10 protein-coding genes are annotated in these 13777 nt (G+C 52.5%); 3 read left to right on the top strand and 7 right to left on the bottom strand.

Annotated elements, in window-relative coordinates; genetic code table 11:
- Nucleotides 1–18: 18 nt before the first annotated feature.
- From AAZT04_RS03300 to AAZT04_RS03290, 3 genes are all read right to left on the bottom strand, one after another.
- Nucleotides 19–2541 (bottom strand): outer membrane usher protein, encoded by a 2523-nt coding sequence (locus AAZT04_RS03300; protein WP_129983549.1) that lies wholly within the window; start codon nucleotides 2539–2541, stop codon nucleotides 19–21.
- Between the two features lie 126 nt (nucleotides 2542–2667).
- Nucleotides 2668–3204, bottom strand: a complete 537-nt coding sequence (locus AAZT04_RS03295; RefSeq protein WP_020825904.1) for a fimbrial protein — start codon at nucleotides 3202–3204, stop codon at nucleotides 2668–2670.
- Between the two features lie 74 nt (nucleotides 3205–3278).
- Nucleotides 3279–3812 (bottom strand): fimbrial protein, encoded by a 534-nt coding sequence (locus AAZT04_RS03290; protein WP_020825903.1) that lies wholly within the window; start codon nucleotides 3810–3812, stop codon nucleotides 3279–3281.
- Between the two features lie 667 nt (nucleotides 3813–4479).
- Between AAZT04_RS03290 and AAZT04_RS03285 the strand changes: the two genes are divergently transcribed.
- A complete protein-coding gene (locus AAZT04_RS03285; protein WP_071888871.1) occupies nucleotides 4480–4761 on the top strand; it encodes a FaeA/PapI family transcriptional regulator in 282 nt (93 codons plus the stop codon).
- Nucleotides 4762–4830: 69 nt separating this feature from the next.
- Here the strand turns inward: AAZT04_RS03285 and AAZT04_RS03280 are convergent, their stop codons facing one another.
- From AAZT04_RS03280 to rlmF, 3 genes are all read right to left on the bottom strand, one after another.
- A complete protein-coding gene (locus AAZT04_RS03280) occupies nucleotides 4831–6135 on the bottom strand; it encodes a methyl-accepting chemotaxis protein (protein ID WP_260629006.1) in 1305 nt (434 codons plus the stop codon).
- A gap of 323 nt (nucleotides 6136–6458) precedes the next feature.
- The gene (locus AAZT04_RS03275) at nucleotides 6459–9467 is read right to left on the bottom strand and encodes a DUF4214 domain-containing protein (protein ID WP_434678952.1); all 3009 of its coding nucleotides are present in this window, start codon (nucleotides 9465–9467) and stop codon (nucleotides 6459–6461) included.
- A gap of 221 nt (nucleotides 9468–9688) precedes the next feature.
- Nucleotides 9689–10654 (bottom strand): 23S rRNA (adenine(1618)-N(6))-methyltransferase RlmF, encoded by a 966-nt coding sequence (gene rlmF, locus AAZT04_RS03270; protein WP_020825901.1) that lies wholly within the window; start codon nucleotides 10652–10654, stop codon nucleotides 9689–9691.
- Between the two features lie 119 nt (nucleotides 10655–10773).
- Between rlmF and AAZT04_RS03265 the strand changes: the two genes are divergently transcribed.
- The gene (locus AAZT04_RS03265; RefSeq protein WP_115059456.1) at nucleotides 10774–11412 is read left to right on the top strand and encodes a flavin reductase family protein; all 639 of its coding nucleotides are present in this window, start codon (nucleotides 10774–10776) and stop codon (nucleotides 11410–11412) included.
- Between the two features lie 165 nt (nucleotides 11413–11577).
- Nucleotides 11578–11838 carry a multiple stress resistance protein BhsA gene (bhsA, locus tag AAZT04_RS03260; RefSeq protein WP_020825899.1) on the top strand — a complete coding sequence of 87 codons (261 nt, stop codon included), beginning with the start codon at nucleotides 11578–11580 and terminating at the stop codon, nucleotides 11836–11838.
- Between the two features lie 62 nt (nucleotides 11839–11900).
- On the opposite strand, the gene AAZT04_RS03255 is transcribed toward bhsA, so the two are convergent.
- Nucleotides 11901–13757 carry a M3 family metallopeptidase gene (locus AAZT04_RS03255; protein ID WP_129983545.1) on the bottom strand — a complete coding sequence of 619 codons (1857 nt, stop codon included), beginning with the start codon at nucleotides 13755–13757 and terminating at the stop codon, nucleotides 11901–11903.
- Between the last annotated feature and the right edge of the window lie 20 nt (nucleotides 13758–13777).

Raw genomic sequence — 13777 nt, 5'->3', positions numbered from 1 at the left:
TTGATTCGTCTGGTTGCATTATTTAGCACTGCCCGGCAGGTGACATGGCAGCAGCAGATTAGTCGTCCCGGTATTCGGCAACACCGCCGGCAATTCCAGTACGCACTGCAATTTGTCATCCCAGTGAACCGTCATGATCTCACCGGCGTTGATACCGCTGAGGTAAACGCTGCCGTCGTCGCTGACAATTCCAACGTTCTGTTTCTTGCTATTTAGCACCGTAGCACCGAACGCCGGTGTGCTGCCGTCCGCCAGGCGAAGTACTGCCATGGCTTTCTCGCCAGAAACCACGTCAAAGCGTCGGTAGCCGATAGCGCCCTCGGTAAGGGTTGCCTGCACCACCGATTTGCTCGCTTCTGCGTTATCCGGCATGGCATTGAGATCAATGCTCATCTTGTTGCGGTTGTAGCTGCTGACATCCGACACCACCAGCTTGCCCCAGTGGTTACTCAGCGCAGTTGCACCGTAACCACGAACCGGAATTCCGGCCACGCCGTCGGTATCTATCAACACCCGAGTCCCCCCCATTATGCCGGTACGGTGCAGTGCAGCCCCGTTGGCGGTAGCGGTCGCCCCCCCCTGGAAGGTAACCCCAAGTGACGAGTAGCTGCCCGCCTGGTAACTGGCGTTGGCGCTCACCTGGGCCAAATCGCCTTGGTGGTTGAAGTAACCACTGCTGGTGGCGCCGGTGTTAGAGCCGCCCGCACTGATCTGGTAGCTGTCGCGTTCATTCAGGCGATCGTAATAACTGGCTTGCTGTGAATTACCATTGCGATCGACGCTGCCGTTATAACTGAGGGTGCCGCTGTTGCCCCAAGGAACTGACAGCGACAGATACATGCCGTCGTCGTTAACGCCGTTATAAGCATTGCGATATCCGGTCAAAGACAGGTTCAGGTTTTTGACACGCCCCATATCGAAGTATCGCGACAAGCTCAGGCTGTAACGGTCGTTATCCGACTGATTCCAATAAGTCTGGTGGCTATAGTTCAGGTAGGTGCTAAAACCCAGATCTTGGAATTGCTTATTAAAGGAGACGGTATACATCTCCTTGCTACTTTGTGAGCGGGTACCGTAAGTGCGATAGTCCAGGTATTCGCTCATACTCATATAGTTCTGTTCCGAAAACCGATAGCCAGCAAAGGTCACCTGACTGTTGTACTCATCAAACCGTTTCGAATAACTCAGGCGATAAGAGCGCCCACTCAGCATCTCATTGCTCTGCGGCAAGCTGGCCCGTGACTGAGTGACATCAAATGAGAGCGCACCAAACATCAGTAAATCCCGACCGATACCCGCCGCCAGCGCGTTGTACTCACCACCGGCTACGCCACCGCCATACAGAGACCAGCCGTTATTGATACCCCAGGAAAATTCGCCGGTGGCAAATACCGGGCCATTGGTATTGTGCTGCCAATCGGTTGGTCGCCCCATGGCCACTTTGTAACGCACCTGTCCAGGACGGGTCAGATAGGGAATGCTGGCGGTATCCATCTTGAATTGCTGTACCGTGCCGTCTTGTTCTTCCACACGCACATCCAGTTGACCGGATACGGCATCGTTCAGATCCTGAATTCGAAACGGGCCTGCGGCGACCTGGGTTTCATACAGTACTCGGCCTTGCTGGCTCACCACGACTTTGGCATTAGTGCGAGCAACACCGGTCACTTCGGGTGCGTAACCACGCAGGTTTGGCGGCAACATGTTGTCATCGGTCGTCAGACTGGCGCCGGCAAATCGGAAGCTGTCGAAAATATCGGAGCTAAGGTAGTTTTCTCCCAGCATCAGCCTGGCCCCCAGGCGGGAAATGGCTCGGTAAGCGTAGTAGCGACTCCAATCCCAACTTTTGTCGCTAGGCGTACCGGAACCCGTTTGGTGCTGATAGCGACTCTGCCAGTCGGCACGCAAACGCCATGGCCCCAGATTGGCCCCGACAACGCCGTTACCGCTTAGGTTATAACCTTGTGTACCGGCTTTTTCCTGCCGCTGAGTTTGGGCGTTAACGTTGTAGTCAAACAGCAGTCCCGGAATGCCCTCATCCCAGCGTGACGGTGGATCCCAGTTCGCTGCGGTATATTCCAGATACGCCTGCGGGATGCTCACATATAACGCACCGGCGGCAATATCGCCCTTGGTCGTCATGCCTTTCAGGCTACTCACCGTCAGACATTCTCCCTGATGCCACCAGGTCAGCCCGTTTTTAGCACTCGGTTGCAGGCCTAATTGTTCAACCAATTGTGGACTCAGGCACGCTTCGCTGCCCTTGGGATCGTTGTCTGGGGGATAAAATGGAATATCTTGCTCTGGCAGTTCCTGCTTATTGAGATGTACCGCCATGCTGTAATTTCCTGGCATAATAAATCCGCCACGGGAAAACTGCCCAAGATCAATATTAGCGCGGTCTTTCACATCCAATACATCAGTGTTGAATTGAATGTCATCGGCCCAAGCGATATTCGTTACGCCGCTGAGCAAAGAAGTGATTAACATTCCCAATAAACGTGGGCGAGAGGGGAACGCCACAAAATGAGATAAGGTCATAATCCATAGGCCTTTTAATTATCCGTTAAGTGTTATCATCATTATTTTTAATAAAACCCTGCCCTCCCGTCTGAACAGGATTGAATGATCGCCACCCCTCTTCATATAAATATCGCCAAGATGTGATCAGTAATAATCCATTTTAAAACGCACGGTGGAGAAATAATCTCCAGGTTTTAATATCTTTTTATTACTTACCAGCCGCAGAGTGTAATTCAGATACCTATCACCGGGGGTTATTCCGATTGCAGGCATAGGAACGCCGGGAATGGCAATATGGCCGCGCTCATCAGCAATTTGTAACGCAACGCCCTTGGCTTCCCCTTCCAGATTAAAACCACCGGTGTCCGCGACACCATCAAAGGTGATTTGGAAGTTCTGCCAATTGGGCTGTTTAGGATCTAAACGCACTAACGTGCAATTCACCAACTTAACCACAAATAAACGCATGCTCCCCACGCCATCACGGCTGATTTGGCTAACAGGCATAGTTGCCATAGTGATAGTTTGATCGCGGCTGGATGTATCGATAGCACAAGCGGTTTCAAGAATAGCGCCCTGCATCGTGACGCGCCCCCATCCCTGCGGAGTAGCAAGACAGACATTACAAGCTGTCAGCCCTGCCACCAACAATGTCAAAGCGGCTCTTGCTTGTCGTGACATAGGTTCGTTCCAGAAGCAGAGTTTGAGCAAAAAGCATGCGGACAAACCCGCATGCTTACTCTGAAACGACTGACTTACAGGTAAGCCAAGGTGAAATCAGCAATCCCCGTAAAGTCACCCGGTACCACATCAATAGTTGCACCAGCTGCGGTTTTACCATCCCCTTTCAGATAAGCAGAGAAGCTCAGGGTATTTTTCCCATCCTGAATGCCCTGAGCATCCGTTGCTTTACCCAGTTCAATCGCTGCGCCCTTACCATCGGTGATAACGATGCTGGCGCCTTTAGCCGTGCCGGTAATGCCCAAACCGTTCACACCCTTGGCGCCAGTAAAGGTGGTAGTCACTGTCTTGGCGGTACTCAGAGTGCAATTTTCCAGACGGATCTCAAAATTCTTAGGTGAAGAAGAGCCGCCGTCTTTCAGCGCCACGTTGGAAATCTGGCCCAGTTGCACGGTTTGGTCGATGCTGTCCGGGTCGATAGAGCATGGAGCATCAATGATGGAGCCTTTGAAGGTCACTTTGCCGTGACCGGCATCCACAGCGTTAGCGGCAAAAGAAGAAACCCCCATTGCCATAACGGCGGCCAGCATAATTTTGTTCAATTTCATTTTTAATCCTTAAAAATAATGCGTTAACGATTTCCAATAATGACCGACATCCTGAGAGCGGGAAGACATAGCCTCAGTTGGCCATTAGTATTTTCAGCACCGAGCTGGACATCATCGTTCTTGCGAAATAGACATCCCTCTGCCAAAAGGCGTACGCGCTCATTCCGTTGAATAGGCGATAAATTTAATTTTTACTGGCGTAATCACATCACTAACAGGCAGTTTACATCGCCTGACCTAGTCCATAATCATATGAAAAACATACGGATAATTAATCTAAAACTCAGAGTTTATTTTAGCCTTCGCACTGTTGATACGGAGAAGTATGACAAAACATGTTCATAGTTAAAAATAAAATTTCCAACATGATTTAATTACGCCAGATTTATCCACTCTTGTATTACAAAGAAAGGTTTCACGATCTTTATGCCTAAAAAACCCAGCTTTTCACAAAAAAAAACCAAATGTCAAAGCATCGCGTTATTTTATATCTTAAAGTAATATTTTTTCGATATAATGCCGCAATTGTCGTAACACATAGGTCCCACACCAAACCGGGAAAGGCAGTACAAATTCCGTTGTATAAAGCACATCACACACCTATTTTTTTGTGAGGAATAATAGGGAGCAGCCAGTTATTCTTTGCTGAAGAGAGGGAAACCAAAGCATGAAATCCAGTGAAACAGAAAAGAAGAAAATAATAAAAAAACAGCTCATGAAATCTTTATATGAGCTCTGCGCAGTCAAGTGCATCTCACCGGAAACACCGCCGGAGAAATGGCTGAGCACTCGAGAAGTGGCCGATCAATGTCAATTGGGTATTTATCAGGCCCGCTATTTCTTATTACAACTGGCAGAAGAGAATTTAGTGGTAACGACGTCAGGATCTGTGAATAACGCATTAAGATGGCGAATAACGGATCATTCATGTTACCCGGCCAGCGAGTAGCCAATAATAAACCGGCCCCTATTGAAAAGAAGAGACGCTAACCGACACCCAGGTTAGCGCCTATTGGCCTCAGTGGGTTGTTTCCTCCTGCTTGACCGTGGTAAACGTCTGCATCAGTTTGACCACATCCTGCATACCTATATTCACCCGATTAATCACTTCACCGGCATCGTGCGTCAAGGTTACGCCACCGCCAGCCTGTTCCACACAGACCGCCATGCCGGCTATGGCCGCCGCCACTCCCTGCTGAATAGATTTGGTGATACGTTCAATTTCAGTCGCCGCCTGGCGAGACTGTTCCGCCAGAGTACGTACTTCATTAGCGACAACGGCAAATCCGCGCCCATGCTCACCCGCATGCGCTGCCTCAATCGAAGCATTAATCGCCAACAGGTTGGTTTGAGAGGCGATTTTACGGATTGCCTCCACCATAGTGCCTATCTGCTGTGAACCAATGCCCAGCTCACTGACCACCGCGGAAGTATCGCGCGCGGCCGCTTCAACCTGTTGCATGCCTGCGACCGCCTGCTGGACGATCACGGCCCCTTGTGCAGCGGTCCGGTCAGTATCCAGTGATAAATGGTGGGCATTACGCACCATTTCCTCTTCGTGCTGCTGTTGGATCATCTGCCGGGTGATATCTTGAGCAATTTTCACCACTTTGACCACTTGCCCATCATCATCAAGAATCGGGTTGTAGCTGGCCTCCAGCCATACCCGCTCTCCGCGTCGGTTCACCCGTTCAAAACGCCCGGTGATAAACTCACCGCGTGCGAGACGCCGCCAATGCTGGCGGTAATCGTCAGAATGGGCAAACTCAGGTGGACAGAGCACCGCATGCACCTGTCCCCGCGCCTCCTCGATTCGGTAGCCCATCAATTTCAGCATATTGTCGTTGGCGGCAAGGATCTTGCCCTGCGCGTCAAAGGTGATCATTGCCATCGAACGGTTTAGCGCCGACAGCAGGCTCTGATGCTCCTGCGCCTGAGTGATGCGCTCCGTCACAACGCTGGCGATCTTGACGATCTCCACCACCCGCCCCTGTTTATTCATCACCGGGGTATAGGTGCCCTGCAGCCACACGGCCTCGCCGTCTTTGCGAATGCGTTTTATATTATCGGTAATGGGCTTGCCGTTATTTAACATATCCCAGTGTTTGCGATATGCCGGGCTGACGACATATTCCGGGGAACAAAAGAGGCGGTGATGCTGGCCGATAACTTCCTGTCGTTGAAATCCCATCGTTTTTAGAAATAAATCGTTAGCGCGCAGCACGGTGCCATCGGGTTTAAATACGATCATGGCAACGGCATTTTCTATCGCGCTCAACTCGGCACGGCTGTGGGTGTTTAACTGACTGAATCGTAACAGCATAGGGTTAAAATCCTTCTGGCAGATGATTTAGCAGACAAATGCTTTTCATTTTATTTTTTCTGCACGCCGCGCCCACACGCAGACGTGCATCACCCTGAGAAACAGGCAGGCCTCATTCTCCTGGCAGATAAAACTCACCGGATTAAAATATCAATTAAGTAAGGTAACTATTGTGTTTTGAATAAATAACTTATTTAAGATTTTTAGTATTTGACGACGTATTGAGAATAACGCAACATGCGGAAATTGAAAGGGAAACGCGAAGATTTATAGGTGCCGGTCAAATAACCGGCACCAGAGTACATTAATCAAACAACCAAGATTCAGGCAACCAATAATTCCTCCGTTGATGCCGAACCGGTGACAGTGACCTCCGGTGGAACATAGCGCAGTTCGCTAAGTAACATCTGGTGATCCTGGCCCAAAAGTAAGATCACGCTGTCTGCAGCATCCAGCCGGTGATCGTCGTTATTGTCGACAATAATATAGCTGCTGTTTTGATCGGCCAATACACTGCTCACCCCCACCTTAGCGCTGAGCGCCCCCGGTCTGTCCAGATCCAACAGTGCCGCCAGCAGTTGGCTAGGGCTCCCCATCTGTTCATCTGTCAGCGCACCGATCCGGCCTTCAATATTTTGACCGTCGCTGGTACCGTAATCTGCCAATGAGCTCCACCCGGCATTATGGGATAAGCGTACGCCAGACAAAACGTCAGTAACGCTGTCTTGCTGTAGTGAAAATCCCTTGAGAGTGACGCCGGAAGCTGCCGTACTTGATTGCAGAGTTATACTGTTTTTCCCTGCACCTGCGATTAGCGTGGTATCGCCCATGATATTGAACTGATCATTGCCGCCCCCACCTTTGACTAACAATTGCTCACCCACCAGCCCCAATTCGACCAATAACGGAGCTAATTTCGCCTGGCTAGCGCCGCTGAGGGGCAGTAAATCCAGCATCTGAATCAGCGTACCGTTTCCGCTGCCGCCATGAGCCGAATTGAGAGTGAACGCGTTGCCAACAAAGGCTGAAGCGTCAATTAAACCCACATTGTGATACCCTTCTTCCAACGTCAGGTTGAAGCTCGAACGACCCGAAAGCACAATGTCATGCACCTGGTCATTGCTGCCGGTCAACGTCAGTGCACTGAGGCCCCTACCCGCGGCATTGATGGCAATCAGCTCCAGCGGATTTTCACTGCCGTGGGAATCCAGCGCCAAAAATCCGACGTTTCCACTGCCGGAAAATAACAGATCGACGCGGTGAGTAGCATTTTCCAGGAAATCGATTTCGATCCGGCTGTCAAACTGATTGCCCACACTGCTGAATTCAAGCCGTGCGGCTTGCGCATTGGCGTTAATCACTTTAACGTTATCTGCCCGGCCGGAAAGCAACAGTCCACCACTACCAAGATCGTTTGCCACCCGATCCTGAATGACATACCCACCTAGGGTTCCCTCAACCGTTGCGTTACCGCTTATCACGCCGTAGTCAAAAACGTGCGCTTCAGTGGCCAGTTTTACCGTCTGAATCCCACTCCAACTGACCTTATTCAGGGTCGCTTCGGCCTGGCCGATATAACCAGCCAGATCAAGCTGCTCAAAATGGCTGAAATTTGCAGCGTTGCTGCTAACCGTGCTGACACGCATTCCCCAAAGGTCTAGCGTGGACGTGAGTTTGACGATCAGATTAGCGGACAGAATGTCCATGCCTGCGCCACCGTCAGCCTTCAGCGACCAACCTACATGATTGGCGCCTCCGGTAGAGTTCCCGGCCCACAGCAGGCTGTCATTGCCCTCACTCAGATTAAAATTCCCGGTTGCGGCAGCGACATCGGCCAGCTCGGTTAACTGTACCCGATCGCTACCGTAGGTACCGTCGAGGGTGACGTTAGCATTATTTACGGTCACCGCCACGCCATATTTGACGTTCGGATTGTTGTGCAACTGAATGGCTGCAGCCCCATCCCCATTGATAATCAGATAGGAAAGTTGGGCAGCGTAGCTCAGATCCACTGCGGCATCCGTATCTGCATTAAGGAAAACCCGGAACAGTACCGCAGTTTCGGCGTTGCTCAACGAGTGTCCGACATGAGTGTTTACCGTCCCGTAGGCATTTCCGCCCTCTTCGCTGGTGCTTAGCGAAGCCGTGGTTTTATAGCCCAGGCTTCGCCCAATTTCGCGGGCAAACGCCCATTGCTCACTCTGAGTAACGCCGCCGATGATGTCGCTAGTCACCAGATCCTCAACCACGGCCTGCGTGATTAGCCCCTTGTCGCCACCCAACGTCCGGTAATGCGCCAACTGTTGCTCATCTGCTGCCCTGCCATGAACGGCTTGATACACGTGCTGAATAAAAGCATCCCCCTGCAGGTTGCCAATTTGTTCCTGAAACTCGGGAGTTGCCAACAGGGCAGCCACCAACTCAGCATAGCTCAGGGTGCCAGAGGCCAGGGTTTTGCTCCAGGTATCCAATGAACCGGCATCGATACTCCGTTCAGGAATAGCGCGGAACAGTGCTGCCACCTGTTCCAAATAAACCGTTGCGGGCAACTCCCCCGATGGATATTCATAACCGGCATCATTAAAATGCTGTTGCGCAGTTTGATCTGCCGGTGCCACTTCGCCACGTAATTGCTCAATCATGGCAACCAGCAGCTCACCACGTGTCGCCCCTTCCGCCAGTTGATGCTGATAATCGGCCAGCTCAGCCGCCGTTGGCGAACGCTCGAAACCCTGTTCAAACAACTGTTGAATAAAATCGCCGTCAGAAAGATTATTGATTGGCAAGGTCTCTATTTTTTCCTGCGCCAGAACAGCCAGATCTCCCCCCTGATTAATCTGACGGCCATACGAATTGATTTCGTCAGCTAGCCAAGGGGCTTTCAGCAGGTAAAACATAGCGATGGCATCGCCTGCCCCTCCGACAGCTTCCGCAGCGACGGAAGGAAAGAGACCCTCAGCAATCCGTTGGTCCAACGCATCACGCTGCGCCAGAATAGCGGGATCGTCACCAAGATAATTAAAAAGACTGATGACCACACTGGCGATCGCGCTGTTGAAATGGCCCTGAATAAGCAGCTCGTTAATATAATCCGGATCAGGATAAGTGTTATAAACCGAAAGATAGACTGAGGAGAGAATATCGTATTCGCTCAGGCCGTTCATCCAGTCGGCATCAGGCTGACTCATTAAAAAACTGGCAATATAAGCCGGCGGCTGACCGCTGATATCAAATTGACTGTCGTAATAGTCGATTTCTGAAACCGTTGGCAGACGCCCAAAAATACCGATAATCAGGGCGCCGACTTCTTGTTGCATAGATAAAGGAATCATAATAACCCCCCGCTAATGTATCGAATGAAAGATACGGCACATCGGTGCCGCAACCTGTCTCCTGCGACATGGAGAGAGACGATGCACACTGCTGGGATAGCTATTATTAGTATGGCTACAGTTAAGGAATCTTAATAGAATATGTCAAGAAAGGGAGTCAAGCCTAAAGCCGGTATGGGAGTTATCTCCCATACCGACAAAAATCTATGCAAACCCCGAAATTAACGCCAGCGTTCTGCCGCCCAGGCAGCCTGCTGTTCCGCGTCGTGGAAGGTCCAGGCTACAAAACGGCTGATCTTTTGCCCTTGCGCCATCTCAATGGTGCGCACTTCGGCGGCGCCGGCTAGCTTCAACGCGTGGTAAATCGATGGCAAAGTGGTGTTTTTGGAGATAAGCGAGGTGAACCACAGGCAGTTTTGCGCCTTACTCACGCTTTCCTCTACCATTTTACGCACGAAGGCTTCTTCGCCGCCTTCGCACCACAGCTCGTTATTTTTGCCGCCAAAGTTCTGTACCGGCTTATCCGCCACCTCACCCTTGCCCAGCTTATGCAGTTTGCGGCGGGTACTCGCCTGCGCTTCCTGCTCTGAACCGTGGAACGGTGGGTTACACAACGTGGCGTCGAACTTCTCCGCCACGCCAATGATGCCGTTAAAGATAAACTCAGGCTGTTTTTGCAAACGTAAACGTACGCTGTTTCTCAGTGTCGGGTTCATCTCGACAATCATTTTGGCCGAATTGAGCGACACCGGATCGATCTCTGAACCGGTAAAGCGCCAGCCGTATTCACGCAGGCCGACGATCGGGTAAATGCAGTTAGCGCCAATGCCTACGTCGAGGATCGCCACGCCTTTACCACGCGGTATCTCACCGCCGTTGCTGGTCGCCAACAAGTCGGCCAGGTGGTGCAAATAGTCGGCGCGCCCTGGGATCGGCGGACACAGATAATCGGCGGGAATATCCCAATGTTCGATACCATAAAAATGTTGCAGCAACGCACGGTTGAGCATTTTAACCGCCGCCGGATCGGCAAAATCTACCGAAATATCGCCCCAGGCATTCGGCTTGACGAACGGCTCCAGCGCAGGGCAACTGGCGATCAGCGCCGGGAAATCATAGCGCGAGCGATGACGGTTACGCGGGTGCAGGCCGCTTTTCTGCTGCGGGAAGGTTTTCTTTTTTTCCACCGTGACGGGCTCTCTTAAAGGTATTTCTGGCGCGTAAGATACCATAAAGCAGCGGCAAACTTGCAGCCGACGGGAAACCCGTCAGAATAAAAGTTCTGTTTAGCCACCCCAGGTCACTTATGAGCAGTCAGTCCCGATATTACTACGAACCCGCGACAGGCCATGGTCTGCCGCACGATCCCCTGAACGCCATCATCGGCCCACGCCCCATCGGGTGGATCTCATCGGTCAGCGCGAGCGGCCAGCGCAATCTGGCCCCCTACAGCTTTTTCAACTGCTTCAACTACCGCCCGCCGATCATCGGTTTCGCCAGCAGCGGTTGGAAAGACAGCGTGGCAAACATCGTCGAAACCGGGGAGTTTGTCTGGAATCTGGCGACGCGCCCGCTGGCCGATGCCATGAACAACAGCTCGGCCAGCCTGGCCCGCGGTGAAGATGAATTTGCCTTTGCCGGCGTGACGCCGCTGCCCAGCCGTCGGGTGAAAGCGGAAAGGGTGGCGGAAAGCCCGGTGAACTTTGAATGCCGCCTGTCACAGTGCATTCAGTTGCAAAGCGCCGACGGAGAAAAGGTGGATACCTGGCTGGTACTGGGAGAAGTGGTCGCGGTACATATCGATTCGTCACTGCTGGACCAACACGGCGTTTATCAGACCGCTGCTGCCGAACCTATCCTGCGCGCCGGCGGGCCGACGGCCTACTATGGCATCTCGGAGCAACACCGTTTCGATCTGGTTCGCCCGGATGCGCAAAAACGATAATAAACGGCCCTTTCCTCCTCTGGAGGGAGGGCTTAATTAATAATCAAATAAACTGAACGATATTATCAATACTCTCCGATTTCATCCTTCCTGTCGCTGCGCAATAATCACTCCATCGAAAGGAAAACGCCTTTCTCCCTTAAAAACAAGACAGGAATGACTATCATGAAAAACATCAAAACTTTTGCTGCTGCTATCGCTCTGAGCGCCGTCTCTTTCACTTCTTTTGCTGCCGACTACGTCAGCGCACAAGATGCCACACAGTTTGAGAAGGCCGGTGTGATCTCTGCCAGTGGCGCGACCGACCTGAGCAGCCTGAAAGCGCAACTGTCCGCCAAAGCCGATGCGGCCGGTGCCAAAGCTTTCACCATTACCTCCGCTGGCGGCAACAACCTGATGCACGGCACCGCGGTAATCTACAAGTAATTAACGGATTACAATGAAAAAGCCCGCCGATACGCGCTATCGGCGGGCTTTTTTATGGCTATTTAATTCAGGCGGGCATTAATCGCCGCGGCGAAATCACGGCACATCTTTTCATCGCCTTCGGCGTTATCGGCCAGCACGCGATCGCCATCCACCACGCGGATATGTGCCGCCAAATCGAAGTCTGCCGCCGGCTGTGGCCGGGCAACCGCAGCCGCTATGGTTTGCTGCGCAGCCTGCCAGGCCTGCGCCACCGTCTGATTACAGGCCTGCGCCAGATAGTCCGGATTGAAACCTTCACCGGTCAAACTACGCAGCGTGTCATCGTGGCTGACACCGTTACCCGGCAGCCAGTAATGACGCGCCAGATCCGGACCAATTGCCGGGTTATCGGTAAGGTAACCGTCGCGCTGCAAGAAGAAGTGTCGCGTCTGCTCAACCGCCATCAGCGCCAGCAGATAGCCCTGATATGAGCAGGCCGATTCCAGCGACAACAAATGCGGGATCGCCAGCGTCGGCCGCGGGCTGCCGCTGATGCCCAATATTTTTTGTTCAACTTCACGTGCCAGTGCGGTTATCGCTTCCGGCGTGCGCTGTTCGTCATCCCACTGATACAACGCCCACTCAAAGTAAGGCACCAGTAAAATATGACGTTCGTTGAACGCACGCATCGGCTGACGCGCAGCGATGCTGGCCTCAATCAACGTATCCGGCACGGCCTCACCCGCCGCGTTTTTCGCATAGCGTTTCAACCAATCGGCGTCGTCCAGCAGGCTGTCACAGAACATCGACTGGGTTTCGGCGTAGGCCATCGAGGTCGGGGGGAATTCCTGCGAAAAACAGGGCGCATTCTGGCAGATATTGGCAAAGTGCGCGGCGTGACCGCCTTCATGGAACAAGGTATTTAAACCATGAGCCCCGCTGCCGACCTGATCCGGCTGCGCCAGGCTGGTAAAGTTAATGCGTGCCGGTAGCCATTTGCCCTGCTGGATAAACGGCGGCACTGGCCCATGCATAAACCCGTTTTCATACTTGCCCTCGCGCACCAGCAGATCGAGATCCATCTGCGCACCGCGAAACCCGATATGCAGCCGTTTAAAGCTGTTGATCCAACGCTCCAGCGACTGGGCAAACGGGAAGTATGGATCCAGTTGGCGGGTCACATCACCGGCGCTGGCAAAACGTACGTTCCAGGGTTCCAGCGCCTGTTCACCCTTCTCCGCCGCCAACTGCTGCAGGCTTCGTGAGTTGGCTTCACGAGTTTGCTGCTCGAAGCGATCAAGGATGGCGAACAGCTGTTCCGGCGTCATACGCTCGGTTTTGTTCACCTTGTAGTCAAAATAGTTACGAAAGCCCATCTGGCGAGCAAAACGGTTTCGCAGGCTAATCAGCTCCGGCAGGCCGTTATGCAACAGCCACTGCTCCAGTTCACGCAGCGCGTTCTGCGAGCTGCGACGAAACTCTTCATTTTCATTGGTCGCCTGATTGGTCAACAGCTCGCCGAGCGAGGCGTTCACCCGCTGCCCGGCGGCATTCAAGTGGCTGACCGGGTTAGCCTTGCGGCGGGTATAAAGATCCGCCTCAGCGCTGATGATTTGATCCAACAGCGTTTGAGCCTCGGCATCTTCAATCGCGTTGCAATCAAAAAAGCGTAGCCAACCGTTCAGCCCGTGCTGCAGCGCATCTCGCTGAGCATCCTGCGGCAGGGCCTCCAGCCCGGCCAACAGTTGACGAATTTCCGCTAACCGACGCGGCTCGGCGATAAAACGTTTATAGGCGCTTTCCGCCGCCGAGAAGCGGGCCGAAACGCCCTCATCGCCAATACCCATATAGTTCTGCCAAAACAAATCTTCTTTGGTGCGGTGCACCTCAAGATAGTCCTGATTCAATTGATTGAAGTAATCGAGAGCCTGTTGCATAACCATCCTTTCAGCCGATT

Origin of the sequence: Serratia sp. Je.1.23.a (assembly GCF_051129805.1) — a bacterium.
GTDB classification, from domain to species: domain Bacteria; phylum Pseudomonadota; class Gammaproteobacteria; order Enterobacterales; family Enterobacteriaceae; genus Serratia; species Serratia liquefaciens.
The sequence above is the reverse complement of the archived record's forward strand: the minus strand, read 5'-3'. Positions and strand labels throughout refer to the sequence as shown.

Bases quoted from the DNA above. Each gene is read 5' to 3' on its own strand.
- AAZT04_RS03300 (WP_129983549.1), bottom strand. From the start codon at position 2,541: ATGACCTTATCTCATTTTGTGGCGTTCCCCTCTCGCCCACGTTTATTG.
- AAZT04_RS03295 (WP_020825904.1), bottom strand. From the start codon at position 3,204: ATGTCACGACAAGCAAGAGCCGCTTTGACATTGTTGGTGGCAGGGCTG.
- AAZT04_RS03290 (WP_020825903.1), bottom strand. From the start codon at position 3,812: ATGAAATTGAACAAAATTATGCTGGCCGCCGTTATGGCAATGGGGGTT.
- AAZT04_RS03285 (WP_071888871.1), top strand. From the start codon at position 4,480: ATGAAATCCAGTGAAACAGAAAAGAAGAAAATAATAAAAAAACAGCTC.
- AAZT04_RS03280 (WP_260629006.1), bottom strand. From the start codon at position 6,135: ATGCTGTTACGATTCAGTCAGTTAAACACCCACAGCCGTGCCGAGTTG.
- AAZT04_RS03275 (WP_434678952.1), bottom strand. From the start codon at position 9,467: ATGATTCCTTTATCTATGCAACAAGAAGTCGGCGCCCTGATTATCGGT.
- AAZT04_RS03265 (WP_115059456.1), top strand. From the start codon at position 10,774: ATGAGCAGTCAGTCCCGATATTACTACGAACCCGCGACAGGCCATGGT.
- bhsA (WP_020825899.1), top strand. From the start codon at position 11,578: ATGAAAAACATCAAAACTTTTGCTGCTGCTATCGCTCTGAGCGCCGTC.
- AAZT04_RS03255 (WP_129983545.1), bottom strand. From the start codon at position 13,757: ATGCAACAGGCTCTCGATTACTTCAATCAATTGAATCAGGACTATCTT.